The following is a 15,721-nucleotide window of genomic DNA, read 5'->3' as shown; positions in this document are numbered from 1 at the left end:
AAACCTTTGAAGTCTAGGAAGTTCAGCTACTTTTGCGGAGCGAATTTGACATTCGTGAGCACCAGCGCGCAGAGCTGACAACGAATGCGAGGGTTTGTCTACACGCTGAGCACACCTTTTCATAAGGGTGTGCCTTTTTTGTATTCTTAAGATTCCTGTGCAAGCCTTCCCATGTTCTGAACATAGAATAATGAATGGAGGAGGTTGAAGAATGAGGACAAATCATATTTATATTCATGATATATCTGGCCAGGCAATCGTCAACTTTGGCAATGTTGGACGCATTTGTTCTAAGAGCGTTACGAAGGAAACAGCAGGTTCTGGAAGTTCAAATGAGACGACACAATCATCCAATCAAAGCTTATTTGATGCTGCTTTTACAAACAATGTACAAATCACGAGAGGCAAATGTATGAATTCCTCTCTTTAACGAACCCTATACAAAAAGGAGGGTTTCGTATGATTCATGTACCATCCAGGCTGCCTGGTGAAAGCTTTTCACTTTACCATTTGGAAGAAACGATGAAGCCGCTCGGGTATGTCATTAATGGCAACTGGGATTATGATCACGGGTATTTTGATTATAAAATTGATAACCGTGATGGTTATACCTTTCTCAGAGTTCCTTTCACGGCTGAGAAAGGCCAGCTAGATCAGCCGGGTGTTGTGGTGAAAATGGGACATCCATTTCTCTTAAAGCATGTATATCAAGACAAGTTAGATGATCATGCGATGATTGGAAATGTGGGAGCATCCTTTAACCAATTCCAAGAACCAAAAGAGAAAGATGGAGATGTATCAAATGCTTATGCTGAGATTGGCTTTTCACTCGTCAAGGAGTTAGAAGACGCGCTGCTTTAAAGGCTGATCAGTTCATCCTCTGGATGAAGCTCATAGCTAAAGGGAGGATTCATCATGGGTCCTTCTTTTTTTTGTACGCCGACAATGATCACATGGTGCTCTAAAAAGTGATGCAGCGCTGTTAAGAATGTTTCTCCAGCTAATGAAGTCGGTACAGGTATGATGGTGATGTGTTTATGCAATGTCATATGGCGTTTTTTCTTTAACGCCGTGAACTGTTCTTTGATAAGAAAGTGTTCGACCATTAAATGATTGACTGCATCAGAGGTATGAATGACTTGATTGGCTCCAGCACGTTCGGCATTTTTCACATAACGATCTGTTAAGATTTCAATTAAACAGTATAGTGAAGGATTTATTCCTTTTGCCGCAAGTAATGTTAACACACTCTGCATATCGGCTGTCACTTCATTCTCATGCTGATCTGCGGTAATCATCAGTGCATTTGCACTAGTAATATTAGCTTTGCGTAGTGTGACATCTTCGGTGCCATGTCCTTTAATAAAATGAACATTCTCTAAAAGTGGTCCCTCCTTTAAGGAATCATCAATCAGTACAATCGGCATGGCTGGATCAATCGTTTGAAACGATTGAAGCAGTTTGTTCGTTTTCTCATTCCAGCCGACGATAATCAGATGCCCTTTCCCCTTAAAGGCGACCTTTCCTTCAACATAATGGTGCTGCTTGCTGAACACAGCGGCGGCAAGCGTGGCGAAATAAGCGGTGACAAAGCTTGCTCCGATAAAAATGAGCGCCATGCCCGCTACTTGTCCCGGCATCGTTTGGGGCACAAAATCACCGTAGCCAACCGTAGAAACAGTAATGAGTGCCCACCAGATCCCATCAAAGATCGTATGATACTGCTTCGGTTCAAGCAAAACAATTAATTGTCCAAAAAAGAGAAGCAAAAAACAAATGATGATGGCAATTCGAAGATAGAGCGGCCACCTTAGCCAAGCAATAAAGATACGGTTTGATTTCATCGAACTCTTCCTTTCAGGAGACTGCTAATGTCAGTATGCCCGATTGCGGAAACATTTTTTCATCTTCGTCATGTATTGAAATAGAACCCATACCTTAAAATAAGGGAGAAGAAGGAGGGAATTCGAATGTCGTTTGTTCAAAAGACCGTACTTCTTTTTATTGGCGCGCACTTTTTATCATCAGCTGTCATCTTACTTGTGTTTGACTTAAATGCTGTGAATCATTTTATGAGTGATTTTTCATGGCTGCATTTTTTTCAAGACCTTTATGGTTCAGTCACCTTTTATACAGCATGCTTAGGTGTGTTTTTCTTTTTCATTGGAATGGTTATTCCCCTGAAAAAGACCTAGTGCTTTTTGCTGTACATGGTACATAAAAGTCATTAAAATTGTAAATAAATATATAAAATAAAAGGAAGCTGATGAGCATGCTGTTTTTTTATTTTTTAACATTTGCCGCATTGGGATTATCATTTTGGGCACAATTTAAAGTGAAGAATAATTTTGAAAAGTATTCAAAGGTTGATGCATCCAGTATGAAAACAGGTGCTGAAACCGCTCGATATATTTTAGATCGCAACGGGTTATACGACGTGCCTGTTGAACCGGTAAGAGGAACTTTGACTGATCATTACGACCCGACGCAGCGTGTGGTTCGTTTATCTGAGCCTGTGTACTACGGCCATTCCATTTCGGCCATTTCAGTCGCATCACACGAGGTTGGACATGCCTTGCAGCATCAGGAATCCTATGGTGCGCTTGTTTTGAGACATAAGATCTTTCCAGTCGTGAACTTTGCATCAGGTGTTGCTCCGCTTCTTTTCCTTGGTGGAATTTTGCTCAGCAGCCTTAACTTAATCGGGCTTGGGATCATTTTGTTCTCAGCAGCTGTGTTCTTTCAGCTTGTGACATTGCCTGTCGAGTTTAACGCAAGTTCTCGTGCCAAAGATATCATTGTTTCAGAAGGAATCATTAGAAGCAGTGAAGAAAGAGGCGTGAACAAGGTATTAAATGCTGCAGCTCTGACGTACGTAGCAGCGGCACTTGTCTCCCTGTTTGAATTGCTCCGTTTTGTAATGATCTTCCTAAATGGCCGTAATGATTAATTGATGCCAGAGGAGGTGAGCCCTTACCATTGTTAGGTAAGGGTTTTTTTGTATATTTTAAACGTATTTTTAGTCCTATTACTCATTGCTGCGACAGCATTTTTTGTTGTCACTGAATTCGCGATTGTGAAAATTAGAGGCTCTAAAATCAATCAATTGATTGAAAGTGGTGATAAGAGAGCCATTCATGTTCAAAAGCTGATATCAAATCTCGACGAATATTTATCAGCCTGTCAACTTGGCATTACCATCACAGCTTTAGGCTTAGGTTGGCTGGGGGAGCCGACAGTAGAGCATTTTTTGCATCCGCTGTTTGAAAAATTAGGGCTTCATTCCGCATTGACAGACATTCTATCGTTTATCATCGCATTTGTGATCATTACGTTTTTACATGTCGTTGTTGGAGAACTGGCGCCTAAAACGATTGCCATTCAAAAGGCAGAGGCCGTAAGCCTTGTAACAGCAAAACCACTCATCTTTTTCTATAAAGTCATGTTTCCGTTTATTAAAGCATTAAATGGATCTGCACGTAGCATTGTGAAATTATTTGGTTTTCATTCTGTCAAAGAACATGAAGTGGCGATCAGTGAGGAAGAATTGCGTCTCATTTTATCTGAAAGCTATGAGAAGGGTGAGATTAACCAATCTGAGTACAAATATGTGAATAAAATCTTTGAATTTGATAACCGAGTGGCAAGAGAGATCATGATCCCGCGTACAGAAATTTCAGCTATAGAAATTGAACAAACCTTAGAAGACGTGACGCATTATATGCTGAACGAAAGGTACACACGCTACCCTGTTATTAAAGAAGACAAAGATCATGTGATTGGTGTGATCAATAGCAAAGATGTGTTTAAGGCGAGCTTTCTGAATCAAGACGTTTCTATTGAAGACTTAATGCGTCCGGTGATACGCGTGATTGAAAGTACCCCCGTTCAAGAATTGCTCATTTTGATGCAAAAGGAACGAATTCATATGTCAGTGCTCGTAGACGAATACGGAGGAACAGCGGGACTTGTCACAGTTGAGGACATTTTAGAGGAAATTGTCGGAGAAATTCGAGATGAATATGATCAGGATGAAACACCCCACATCGTGAAAAAAGGTGATTTCCATTATGTGATGGACGGGAAAGCGTTGATTGATGAAGTAAATGATTTATTGGATTTAGCCATTGAAAATGATGATGTTGATACAATTGCAGGCTGGATGATGACGCATAAATTTGATATTGAGATTGGAGATACGATTGAAGCAGAAGGCTGTGAATTTACTATTCTTGATGCAGAAGATCATCATATACGGACCATTGAAGTCAAAAAGGTTCACTTTTCTTAAAAACCTCGTAGCGCTTGACGAGGTTTTTTTGCTTGGTAAACTTTAGGTAAGAGATTTGTTTTCTGCCGATTGGCGGTGATTTGTTTCATTTAAAAAGGGTATGGTTTTATAGAAATGTCAAAAAGGAGCAGTTCATATGAAAAAAATCAATGTACAAACAGATAAACGCGATGACATGATTCACGTCACCCACGAGGTTCACCAATATGTAAGGGAAACAGGCATACAAAATGGAACCGTCATCGTCTATTGTCCACATACGACAGCAGGGATCACCATTAATGAAAATGCGGACCCAGATGTGAAACGGGATATGCTTCGCCGGCTTGACGAAGTCTTTCCGTGGGAACATCCAAAGGACCGGCATATGGAAGGGAATACAGCAGCACACATGAAAGCAAGTTATATGGGCGCGTCTCAGCATGTTCTCATCAATGATGGTGATCTTGTGCTTGGAACGTGGCAGGGAATTTATTTCTGTGAGTTTGACGGGCCGAGACATCGCCATTTTTATATACAAGTGTCATCAAACGAGTAAGAGATGGGGGAAATAAATGGGGGATATCAAAAGATTATTGCAAATCGAACATGGAATTATCCAAGCGCCAATGGCAGGAGGAGCTGTGACACCGCAGCTGGCAGCCGCTGTTTCACAATATGGAGGACTTGGGAGCCTGGCAAGCGGATATGTACAGCCTGACGATATAAGGCAGCAGATTAGACAGATCAAACAGCTGACATCTCGCCTGTTTCAGGTCAATGTGTTTGTACCAGAGCCAATTCCAGATGTAAAAAAAGAGGATGTGGCATTTTGGGAGAAGAGACTGCCTGTACGGCCGGCAGCAGATAGGATGCCGAGTGAAGAGGAATTATGGGATGATTTTGAACAGAAAATCAACATTCTTCTGGAAGAAGACGTTCCGATCGTTTCCTTTACCTTTGCTTGTCCAAATGAACAAACGATTCAGCGCTTAAAACAAAAGGGGATTCTTTTAATCGGAACGGCGACTACAAAAGAGGAAGCACTGCTTTTAGAGGATAAAGGAATGGATGCCATTGTTTTGCAAGGAAGTGAAGCAGGGGGGCACCGCGGCACATTTTTACGTACAAAAGGAGACGCGCTAGTGGGGCTGTTTAGTCTCATCTCTGACGTCAAACCGCTCTGCGGGGTACCTTTGATCGCTGCCGGAGGGATCACGGACCGAGCAGGTGTGAAAGCAGCGCTAGCGCTTGGAGCAGATGCAGTTCAAATCGGCACACGTTTTTTAGCTAGTGAGGAAAGTGCTGCCGCAGAGGTATACAAGAAGGCCCTTCTACAGACAGAGAGCAGCGGGACACGGGTAACAAGGCTTTTTTCTGGGAAAAGAGCGAGAGGTATTGTGAATCAGTGGATGGAGGATGAACGCCTGCATGAAGACAAGGTTCTCCCTTATCCAGTGCAGCATGTATGGACAACGCCGATGCGAAAAGCAGCCGCAGCCGAGGGAAACTATGATCAAATGGCTCTTTGGGCAGGACAGGGTGTAGGACGTATTCACTCGATTTTAACCGTTGAAGACATTATGCACGAACTGACGCAGACATAAATCATGATGGGTGGTGGACAGGATGGACATCTTAAAACATTCATACCGAAAAAAAGGACAAATTGAATGTTGGTTTGATGACTTCCCGCACTCTCCTGCCATTCTTACGCCCATTCGTCAGTACTATTTTGTTCGATACGTAAAGTGGAGCCAGCACGATCCGCCGGTCACAAGAAAAGATTTGGAAGAAATGGAGATCCTTGTGAACACTTTGCTAGGCACACTCCAAGATTATCGTAAACGCAAGGCATACAAAAGCCCCTTGTCATAACCAATAGACAAGAGGCTTTTTTTAGCTGCCAAACATTTGCCTGAGATATATTACATCCATCCGGGTAGTCTGCGGCAATAAATAGGCGGATTGAACCGCACCTGGCCGTCGTCTATTATTTAATTTGTCGATAATTTCTGCGGCTGTTAAAATCCCAAGCCCATGTCCGTAATATTGATCTTCTCCTAAGTAAATCACATTTTCCCCGCGCCATTGCGACTGCTGATAGCTAAACTCTGGATTTTCGAAATATAAGCAATCCCCATAAATAAAATCATTCCCACGCTCTGTATAAATGGACAATGTATCATAGTGCCAGTCATACAGTGTTAAACTTCGAAGTCTTCGATTAAACTTCTCGTCTCCTACCGTTTGGAGGACCCCCATATAAAACACAATGACAATCGCCGTTGCACATTCAAAAGCATATTTTGAACCATTTTCAAAAATGTCTTTTATTCCTCTAGATGGTTCTACTTGATAGCGGAGCTCTAGTGCGCCTGCTTCCGATACACGCCAAAATGCGTCATTTGCACGAGACCTTTGAAAGATAGCAAATGAGGCACCACTTTTATTCAAATCTCTTGCAGCATTCATAATGTTTGATCGTAACGTGACCTCAAATAACAAATCAGATGCTTGCCTATAGCGAAATGTATCATTTGAGGCTTGTAATTGCATCAAAATGATCCGCTTTTGTCCCTCTAGCTGAAACGAAGCCAGCTGTTCATTTGTCACTGGCTGTCCTGAAAGGATAATCATATGAAAAGCGCCCCCTTTTGTATTAGCGTATGCGTGATGCTTGGGCAAGGAATCTATTTGTGGAAATAAACAAAAAGTCATCCTTTTTATTTGAAAAACATGAAAATAATATCAAGCCGTCCGATATATAACATAACGTTTAAAAGGAGGAAAAACATGAAAAGTGTCATAAAATGGTTGAAAAAACCATCTATTTCTAAAAGATTGATTATTTCATTCACGCTTGTTCTCGTCTTGCCCATTATTACACTCAGTACGATTTCATATCAGATTGCCAAAGAAGAACTAGATCATGAAATCATGTACGGAGCAAATGCAAGAGTCAATGAACTGAATGACATGATCGAGCAAAAGCTTTCGAATAAGGAAAATGCGGTGAAACTCTTTGCTGAAACATCTACTGCTGCAGACTTTAAAAAGAAAAACCAGGACGAACTGTATGAGCATTTTGAGATATACAGCAAAATCAATGAAGATGATGTAGTAGGTTTTTATGCGGCAAGTAAAAATCGTGATTTCATTCAGTTTCCTAAAGTAGACATACCAAAAGGCTATGATCCAACAACACGTGATTGGTATCAACTAGCGATGCAGGATGAAAAAGGTGAGCCAGTTGTCTCCAATCCATACATTTCTGCCACAACAAACGGAAACGGCTCTGCCAAAACAAACGGCATGGTTGTCACAATTGCTCAGCGCCTGAAGGATGGGTCGGGAGTCATCGGAATCGACATTGATGTGCAAGACATTGTAGATAAAATAAAAGATATTAAAATTGGACGAGAAGGATATCCAATTATTGCAAATAAAAACAAGCAAATTGTAGCCCACCCAGAAGAAAAATCAGGATCTAAAGTCACGGGAAATATTTCATCTATCCTTTACAGCGGCAAAGAAGGAACATCAACTTATGAGAATAAAGGAGAACAAAAGCGTCTCGTTTTTGTTACGAATGATTTAACAGGTTGGAAAATTGCTGGAACGATGTTTGTCTCAGAAACAGAAGAAGCAGCACAGCCAGTTTGGAATTCTGCCATTATTCTTTTAATTTCTTCATTTATCCTTGGCGGTGTCGCTATCTTCTTTATCGTTCGCTCTATTACAATTGGACTGAGAAGGCTTGTTGATTTCTCAGAAAAGGTGAGCGATGGGGATTTAACGGAGACCATTGAAACAAAATCGAAGGATGAGATAGGAGACCTTACAAGAAGCTTTAGCAAAATGAGTGAATCTCTTCGTGAGGTCATTCGTGCTGTACAGCAGTCTGTCGACAATGTGGCTTCGGCTTCAGAGGAGCTGACAGCAAGTGCCAGCCAAACAAGTAAAGCAACAGAGCATATCACGATGTCGATTGAACAATTTTCAAATGGAAATGAAGAGCAAAACGAGAAAGTTGAATCTAGTACAAATCAGCTGGTGTCAATGAACGAAGGATTACAAGATATGTCACATACTTCATCAGAAGTGGCTGCTGTCTCCCTTCAATCAACAGAGGCAGCTGGTCAAGGCGGCCGAATTGTTGAAAGTACAGCGAGCCAAATGAAACATATTGATACATCTGTACAAGAAGCAGAACAGGTCATGAAAGAATTAGAATACAAGTCTAAAGATATTACGAGTATTTTAAATGTCATTAACGGCATTGCGGATCAAACGAATTTACTTGCGCTAAATGCAGCAATTGAAGCAGCAAGAGCAGGTGAATCAGGACGCGGCTTCTCCGTCGTTGCAGAAGAAGTGAGAAAGCTGGCTGTCCAATCTGCGGATTCAGCGAAAGAAATTGAAAAGCTCATCCAGGAAATTGTGTTAGAAATTGCTAAATCTCAAGATATGTTCAAAGCGGTCAATCGAGAAGTAAATGCAGGACTCGGTATGACAGAAGAAGCAAAAGAAAGCTTCCGAAACATTTATGAGGCGGCAGAAGGAATGTCGAAAAAACTGACTCAATTAAACGATACGGCGATCGACCTATCGAGCGGTTCAAAGCTTGTTTCACAGGCGATGCAGGAGATGCGACAAGTCTCTAGAGAAAGCGCGGCAAACATTCAGGATATTGCGGCTTCCGCTGAAGAGCAGCTTGCATCTATGGAAGAAATCTCATCCTCTTCTGTCACACTTGCTAACATGGCAGAGGAACTAAAAGAGCTCACAAGTCAATTTAAAATTAATTAAATAACGATGAAAAAATATCCAGAATTGTCTGGGTATTTTTTTTATTTTTAAACGACATTTCCAGCCTCTAAAAATAAACCTTTCATCCGATAATAACTTTAGAGATGTAAAGGGGGAAAGTTAAAATGGGAAAAATGATCCAATGGTTCAAAAAACCATCCATTTCAAAAAAATTAATCATTGCCTTTTTGGTCGTCTTAATCCTGCCAACCGTGGCACTGACAATTAGTGCGTTTTTCACATCAAAGACCGAGCTAGACAAACAGATTATGGGCAGTGCAATGAGTCAGGTCAATGCATTTGATACCTTAATCAACGAGAATATTGGAAACAAAGCAGATGCTGTGACACTGTTTGCAGACTCACTCAAAGCGTCTAGTCTTCAAGAGAAAAATAGAAGTGCAACGATTAAAGAATTACAGCAATATGGAAAAATTAATAAAAAAGATGTATCTGCTATCTATGCAGGCTCTGAAAAGGGAATGTTTATGCAATACCCAGTTCAAAAGATGCCTGATGGCTACGACCCAAGAGAGCGTCCATGGTATCAAGATGCGCTGAATGCAGAAAACGGGAAACAAGTCATCACAAAACCATATGTAGCAGCATCGACAGGCAAAATGGTTATTACGATTGCGCAAAAATTGAAAGATGGTTCAGGTGTCATTGGTATTGATATGGAAATTGACAGCCTGCTCCAAAAATTAAAAGAAATCAAAATTGGGCAAAAAGGCTATGCTTTCATCATGGAGGAAGATAAAACCGTTTTAGCAGATCCAACCCAAAAGTCAGGAAGTCAGGTCAATGAGAATCTGGCCAGTATTATTTTTAAAAACAAAGAAGGAAGCGGCAGCTACACGCTTAAAGGAACAGATAAAAAGGTTGCATATGTCACCAATGAATTAACCGGCTGGAAAATTGGTGGAACGATGCTCGTATCAGAAGTAGAAGATGCGGCAAGACCTGTGTTCCATACAGCCATTATTGTGTTCAGTGTCACACTCATTGTTGCAGGAACCCTCATCTTCTTTATCGTCCGCTCTATTTCAAAAAGATTATCCAATCTTGCCCGCTTCTCGAAGAAAGTCAGCGAAGGTGATTTACGCGATAAACTTCAAATCAAATCGGATGACGAAATTGGCCAAGTTGGTAAAGGCTTTAATACGATGATTGACTCATTACGATCCCTTATTGGAGCCGTTCAAACTTCAGTCGAAAATGTCGCATCTTCATCAGAAGAACTGACTGCCAGCGCTGGGCAAACGAGTAAAGCAACAGAGCATATTACACTAGCCATTGAACAATTCTCCAGTGGAAATGAAAGCCAAAATGATAAAGTCGAATTGAGCTCAGAAGAGTTAGAGGAAATGAATCGCGGCCTTCAACATATGAATGAATCGGCTGAATCCATTACTGCTTCATCCATTAAATCAACAGATATCGCAGGAGAAGGCGGACAGCTTGTTGAAAAAACTGCTTCTCAAATGAACGTCATTGATCAGTCTGTCAAAAAAGCAGAGAATGTCATCAGTGCGCTTGAAAGTAAATCTAAAGACATTACCCAAATTCTTGGTGTCATCAATGGAATTGCCGATCAAACGAATTTACTTGCACTAAATGCAGCGATTGAAGCAGCAAGAGCTGGGGAATCTGGCAGAGGCTTCTCCGTTGTAGCAGAAGAAGTAAGAAAACTGGCGGTTCAATCGGCCAACTCGGCAAAAGAAATTGAGAATTTGATCAAAGAAATCGTGCAGGACATCGATGTATCACAGGAAGTATTCACCGCGGTCAATCGAGAAGTACAATCTGGCTTAAGCTTCACTGAACAAACAAAAGTAAGCTTCCACAATATTTTCGACATGACAAAAGAGATTTCTGACCAGCTCCAAATGATGAATCAAACCGTTGTCCAGCTTTCAAAAGGCTCTGCACATGTGTCAGAGGCTGTCCGTGAGATTGCAGAAGTATCACGTGAAAGCTCTGCAAATATTCAAGACATTGCCGCTTCAGCAGAAGAACAGCTGGCATCAATGGAAGAAATCAGCTCGTCCTCTGCCACACTCTCTTCTATGGCAGAAGAATTACGTGATTTAATTAGCAAATTTAAGGTCGAATAGACATGAAGAAAAGAGCCTCCAGCAAGAGGCTCTTTTTTGTTTGTGTAAATCAAAAGAAATAGGTAAATATACTTATTTTGGTGATTTTCTGAACATTAATCCTTGAAAAATAATTCATATTACCTAAGAATAGAAGAGGGAGACCACAAAACATAAATCAAAAGGAGTAGAGTCATGAAAAAAATCAACTTATTTAAGCACTTTACGATGTCGAAGAAATTAATTACTGCATTCTTAGCGATTCTCCTAGTGCCAATTCTCGTATTGGCAGCATTTTCTTATGAAGTGGCATCAAAGTCTCTCAATGATGAGATTATGTCTAGTGCCGAAAATGGTGTTCAGCAATTAAATGAACTCATTAATAAAGATATTCATCCTAAAATGGACGTTGTTTCATACTTAGCCAAATCGGTAAAAAAAGATGAATTGACTGCAAAAAACAAAAATTTACTTAGGGTAAAATTAGAGCAGTTATCGGAAACAGATGACGATGTGGTGGAAGTATTTATTGCAGATCAGAATGGTAAACTAACTGAATACTCCGAGATCGATAAAGGGAGTAGTGTAAAGAGCGCAAAAAATGAGCCATGGTTTCAGCAATCGATGGAGGATAAGAAACTCATCATCTCAGATCCTTTTGTAAACAAGTCATCTGATGACCTGCTCATCACAATATCAGAACAGTTGGCAGATGGATCTGGTGTGATTGGGGTAAATGTACGATTGAATACGGTTGTAAAAGATACAAACAGCATCAAAATTGGCCAAGAAGGCTATGCGTTTGTTGCCACCTCAGATCAGCGTTATGTTGCCCATAAAACTGATAAGGCTGGAACAAAGCTGACTGGTGACTTCATCTCAAAACTGTATGATAAAAAAGAAGGCAGCTTTGAATATGAATACAAAGGCCAGCCGAAGCAAATGTTTTTTGACACAAATGAAGCAACAGGCTGGAAGCTGGCTGGAACGATGTATGTGGATGAAGTAAAAGAAGCCGCACAGCCAGTGCTTGACTTAACACTGATCATCCTTGCAGCTGCAATTGTCATTGGCGGAATCGCGATTTATTTTATTATTAAATCGATTCGAAAGCCACTGATAGAGCTCTCTGAATCGGCTGAGAAAATCAGTCAGGGTGATTTGACACAGCAAATTGAAATTCGTACGCACGATGAAATCGGTAAGCTTGGGCACAGCTTTAACAACATGTCAGCAAAGCTAAAACAAGTCATTCAAGCCGTTCAGAATTCCATTGAAAATGTGGCTGCCTCTTCTGAAGAGTTAACAGCAAGTGCGGGACAGACAGCACAAGCAACCGAGCATATTACATCATCTATTGAACAGTTCTCAAACAGCACTGAACATCAAAATGATATGATCGAAAAAAGCTCAGTCCAGTTAAACGAAATGGATCGCAGCTTATCGCATATGGTCGACACGACCTCTCATATGATGGAATCGTCGATCGAATCGAGCAAAACCGCTCAGGCTGGAGGAGAACTCGTTCAAAAAACAGCAGGTCAAATGCAAACCATTGAACACGCAGTGAAGGAAGCCGAGCTTGTTATTGCAGGCCTAGAGCAAAAATCAAAGGATATTACAAACATTTTGGGTGTCATTAACGGCATCGCGGATCAAACCAATCTCCTTGCTTTAAATGCTGCGATTGAAGCCGCACGAGCAGGCGAAGCAGGTCGAGGCTTCTCTGTTGTGGCAGAAGAAGTCCGCAAGCTGGCAGAGCAGTCAGGAAGCTCTTCAAAAGAGATTGAAAGCCTGACGAACGAAATTGTCGATGAAATAGAAAAATCGCAGAAAATGTTTAAACAAGTAGCAGGAGAGGTACAATCTGGTTTAAACATTACAGATGAAACGAAAGTGAGTTTTGAGAAAATCTCTGATAAAACATCAGAAATGACAGAACAAATGAAACAAATGAACGGATCAGCCAAAGAGCTATCACATGGATCAAACCAAATTTCACATGCGGTGAATCAAATCAAAGAGCTCTCAAGAGAAAGCTCAGCAGGCTTCCAAGATATTGCGGCTTCAGCAGAAGAACAGCTGGCATCTATGGAAGAGATCAGCTCATCCTCTGCCACTTTATCCGACATGGCAGAAGAACTAAGAGAGCTCATTAAACAGTTTAAAATGTAAGAGATACAGTGAAACACCTGACGCGAAAACGTCAGGTGTTTCAGCGTGTAGACAAACCCTCGCATTCTTTGTCAGGTCTGCGCTCCGGTGCTCGCCCTTCCTAGACTGCAAAGGTTTTCTATCACGCTGAAAAGAAGACAAAGGGCTAAAATCAAGAACACTTAAGCCCTTTGTTAACAACAATCGGAAACACCTGACGTGAAAACGTCAGGTGTTTTTCCATTCAATGCATATAAATTGGGTATTTTGGACTTATTTAGACTTTAATAAGTTAAAAAAGTAAAGAACATAGTAGTACTTCCGATATATATACTATCTTACTAAAAGGAGTTTTCTTTTTTATGAAATTCATACAGTATTTCAGCAAGCCATCTATATCGAAAAAGCTCGTATTCTCTTTCTTATTTATTCTTTTATGCCCAATCATTGTATTGGCATTCTCTTCATATCATACAGCGAGCATCTCTTTGAATGATCAAATTATGCAAAGCGCAAAGGAAAACGTAGAGCAGCTGGATAAAAATATTACGAAGGTTGTGAAAGTGAAAACAGACGCAGCCGATTTCTTTAGTCAATGGATCACAGAGAAAAAGCTCAAGCAAAAAGGAACGACCGATATTCAAGGACGCTTTGAGCAGTTCATGAGTATGAATGATGACACAGAAGGCATTTTTGTCGCTTCGAGTGATGGCAAAGTGTTTTCAAGATATCCTAATCAAAAAATGCCTGCAGGTTATGTCGCCACTGAGCGGGATTGGTATAAAGACGGCTGGGCGAAAAACGGTGAACTGTCTGTTTCAGCACCATATCCAACGGCATCAACCGGTACGCTTGTGGTCACAATCTCTAAAAAACTAGAGGATGGATCAGGCGTTATTGCGATGAACCTAAACATTGCGAATCTAGTAAAAGAGTCCAATAGCATTAATATTGGGAAACAAGGCTATGCCTTTATTGCAAGTCCAGATCGTACATATGTGGCACATCCAAAGAAAAAAGCTGGAACAAAATTATCTGGTGATGAATGGTTAGAAAAGCTGTATTCACAAGATAAAGGATCTATGAGCTATATGTTTGAAGGAAGAGAAAAGCAAATGGAGTTCACCACAAACAAGGTGACTGGCTGGAAAATTGCGGGTACGATGTTTGACAGTGAAGTAGAAGATGCAGCACAGCCAGTCTTTAACATGGCAGCCATTATTCTAGCCGGTGCACTCATTATTGGCGGTATTCTCATTTTCTTTATTATCCGTTCCATTACAAAACCACTTTCCATCCTTGTTTCTTCTTCGAAGAAGATTAGTGAGGGAGATTTAACAGAAAAAATTGATGTCAGGTCAAAAGATGAAATTGGACAGCTTGGTACAAGTTTTAATGAAATGAGTGAGTCCCTAAGAGATGTCATTCAAGCTGTACAAACATCTGTTGAGAATGTGGCTTCATCATCTGAAGAATTGACAGCAAGCGCAGGTCAAACAACAAAGGCAACCGAACATATTACATCATCTATTGAAACATTCTCAAGCGGCAATGAGAATCAAAGTGAAATGGTGGAGCAAAGTGCAGCTCATTTAAAACAAATGAATGAAGGACTGAACGAAGTTGCAGAAACGTCTGATGTCATCACAGCGTCATCTATTCAATCAAAAACAGTCGCGGAAACAGGCGGACAGCTTGTAGAGCAAACCGTTGGCCAAATGAAAACGATCGACCATTCAGTGAAAGAAGCTGAAGGCGTGATCAACGGGCTAGAGCATAAATCAAAAGATATCACAAACATCCTAGGTGTCATTAACGGCATTGCGGATCAAACGAATTTACTTGCACTGAATGCCGCCATTGAAGCTGCACGCGCAGGCGAGTCAGGCAGAGGTTTCTCTGTTGTTGCAGAAGAAGTGCGTAAACTAGCGGTTCAATCATCCGATTCAGCAAAAGAGATTGAAAAGCTTGTGAAAGAAATCGTATCTGAAATTGAAACATCTCAAAATATGTTCAAATCAGTAAATGATGAAGTAAAGAATGGTCTTACAATTACAGATCAAACGAAAGAAAGCTTCTCACAAATAAATGAGCAAACAGCGGAAATCGCAGCAAGAATGAATGAAATGAATACAACGGTACGTGAACTTTCAAAAGGATCTGAGCAAATTTCTAAAGCAGTGAATGAAATTGCCGATGTATCGAGAGAGAGTTCAGCAAGCATCCAAGACATTGCCGCATCTGCTGAAGAGCAGCTTGCCTCTATGGAAGAGATTAGTTCTTCATCAACGACTCTTTCCCAAATGGCGGAAGAATTACGTGATTTAATTAAAAAATTCAAGATCAGCGAATAAGGTCAAGTGGTTCTCCTCAAGGGGAACCGCTTTTC

Annotated in this window: 14 protein-coding genes and 3 pseudogenes; 15 read left to right on the top strand and 2 right to left on the bottom strand. The window is 40.8% G+C overall.

The genetic code is table 11. The features are described 5' to 3' along the window. Positions 1 to 211: 211 nt before the first annotated feature. Together AKG37_RS06955 and AKG37_RS06950 are read left to right on the top strand one after the other, a co-directional pair. Positions 212 to 430, top strand: coding sequence for a spore germination protein (locus AKG37_RS06955; RefSeq protein WP_060698148.1), 219 nt, complete (start codon positions 212 to 214; stop codon positions 428 to 430). A gap of 29 nt (positions 431 to 459) precedes the next feature. Then, on the top strand, positions 460 to 861 hold the full coding sequence (locus AKG37_RS06950) for a YugN-like family protein (protein WP_060698147.1): 402 nt from the start codon (positions 460 to 462) through the stop codon (positions 859 to 861). On the opposite strand, the gene AKG37_RS06945 is transcribed toward AKG37_RS06950, so the two are convergent. Further along, on the bottom strand, positions 858 to 1,844 hold the full coding sequence (locus AKG37_RS06945; protein WP_060698146.1) for a potassium channel family protein: 987 nt from the start codon (positions 1,842 to 1,844) through the stop codon (positions 858 to 860). The genes AKG37_RS06950 and AKG37_RS06945 overlap by 4 nt on opposite strands. A gap of 126 nt (positions 1,845 to 1,970) precedes the next feature. On the opposite strand from AKG37_RS06945, the gene AKG37_RS06940 reads away from it, so the two are divergent. The 6 genes from AKG37_RS06940 (at position 1,971) to AKG37_RS06915 (ending at position 6,148) form a co-directional block, all read left to right on the top strand. Then, positions 1,971 to 2,195, top strand: a complete 225-nt coding sequence (locus AKG37_RS06940) for a YuzI family membrane protein (RefSeq protein ID WP_060698145.1) — start codon at positions 1,971 to 1,973, stop codon at positions 2,193 to 2,195. Positions 2,196 to 2,275: 80 nt separating this feature from the next. Further along, the gene (locus tag AKG37_RS06935) at positions 2,276 to 2,950 is read left to right on the top strand and encodes a zinc metallopeptidase (protein ID WP_060698514.1); all 675 of its coding nucleotides are present in this window, start codon (positions 2,276 to 2,278) and stop codon (positions 2,948 to 2,950) included. A 48-nt stretch (positions 2,951 to 2,998) separates the two neighbouring features. Beyond that, positions 2,999 to 4,291 (top strand): hemolysin family protein, encoded by a 1,293-nt coding sequence (locus AKG37_RS06930; RefSeq protein WP_060698144.1) that lies wholly within the window; start codon positions 2,999 to 3,001, stop codon positions 4,289 to 4,291. A gap of 136 nt (positions 4,292 to 4,427) precedes the next feature. Further along, complete coding sequence (locus tag AKG37_RS06925) at positions 4,428 to 4,829, top strand: secondary thiamine-phosphate synthase enzyme YjbQ (protein ID WP_060698143.1); 402 nt, start codon at positions 4,428 to 4,430, stop codon at positions 4,827 to 4,829. Positions 4,830 to 4,845: 16 nt separating this feature from the next. Next, positions 4,846 to 5,877, top strand: coding sequence for an NAD(P)H-dependent flavin oxidoreductase (locus tag AKG37_RS06920; protein WP_060698142.1), 1,032 nt, complete (start codon positions 4,846 to 4,848; stop codon positions 5,875 to 5,877). 22 nt (positions 5,878 to 5,899) lie between these two features. Continuing rightward, a complete protein-coding gene (locus AKG37_RS06915) occupies positions 5,900 to 6,148 on the top strand; it encodes a hypothetical protein (RefSeq protein WP_060698141.1) in 249 nt (82 codons plus the stop codon). Positions 6,149 to 6,169: 21 nt separating this feature from the next. On the opposite strand, the gene AKG37_RS06910 is transcribed toward AKG37_RS06915, so the two are convergent. Then, entirely contained in the window at positions 6,170 to 6,910 is a 741-nt protein-coding gene (locus AKG37_RS06910) for a protein-glutamine gamma-glutamyltransferase (RefSeq protein WP_060698140.1), read from the bottom strand. 99 nt (positions 6,911 to 7,009) lie between these two features. Here AKG37_RS06910 and AKG37_RS19400 point away from each other — a divergent pair. From AKG37_RS19400 to tlpB, 7 genes and pseudogenes are all read left to right on the top strand, one after another. Next, positions 7,010 to 8,140: pseudogene (locus AKG37_RS19400) on the top strand (cache domain-containing protein); the annotation flags it as partial. Beyond that, positions 8,132 to 9,082, top strand: coding sequence for a methyl-accepting chemotaxis protein (locus AKG37_RS19395; RefSeq protein WP_413598547.1), 951 nt, complete (start codon positions 8,132 to 8,134; stop codon positions 9,080 to 9,082). The pseudogene AKG37_RS19400 and the gene AKG37_RS19395, both read left to right, overlap by 9 nt. Positions 9,083 to 9,207: 125 nt before the next feature. Continuing rightward, positions 9,208 to 10,254, top strand: a pseudogene (locus tag AKG37_RS19390) (cache domain-containing protein); the annotation flags it as partial. Then, positions 10,249 to 11,199, top strand: coding sequence for a methyl-accepting chemotaxis protein (locus tag AKG37_RS19385; RefSeq protein WP_420805458.1), 951 nt, complete (start codon positions 10,249 to 10,251; stop codon positions 11,197 to 11,199). The pseudogene AKG37_RS19390 and the gene AKG37_RS19385, both read left to right, overlap by 6 nt. Before the next feature lie 174 nt (positions 11,200 to 11,373). Then, positions 11,374 to 12,414, top strand: a pseudogene (locus AKG37_RS19380) (HAMP domain-containing protein); the annotation flags it as partial. Then, positions 12,406 to 13,353 carry a methyl-accepting chemotaxis protein gene (locus AKG37_RS19375; RefSeq protein ID WP_420805457.1) on the top strand — a complete coding sequence of 316 codons (948 nt, stop codon included), beginning with the start codon at positions 12,406 to 12,408 and terminating at the stop codon, positions 13,351 to 13,353. The pseudogene AKG37_RS19380 and the gene AKG37_RS19375, both read left to right, overlap by 9 nt. Before the next feature lie 341 nt (positions 13,354 to 13,694). Continuing rightward, the gene (gene tlpB, locus AKG37_RS19430; RefSeq protein ID WP_060698136.1) at positions 13,695 to 15,686 is read left to right on the top strand and encodes a methyl-accepting chemotaxis protein; all 1,992 of its coding nucleotides are present in this window, start codon (positions 13,695 to 13,697) and stop codon (positions 15,684 to 15,686) included. Positions 15,687 to 15,721: the final 35 nt, after the last annotated feature.

Source organism: Bacillus australimaris (genome assembly GCF_001307105.1).
Classification (GTDB): domain Bacteria; phylum Bacillota; class Bacilli; order Bacillales; family Bacillaceae; genus Bacillus; species Bacillus australimaris.
Note: the sequence above shows the minus strand (reverse complement) of the source record. Positions and strands in the feature narration are given on the sequence as shown.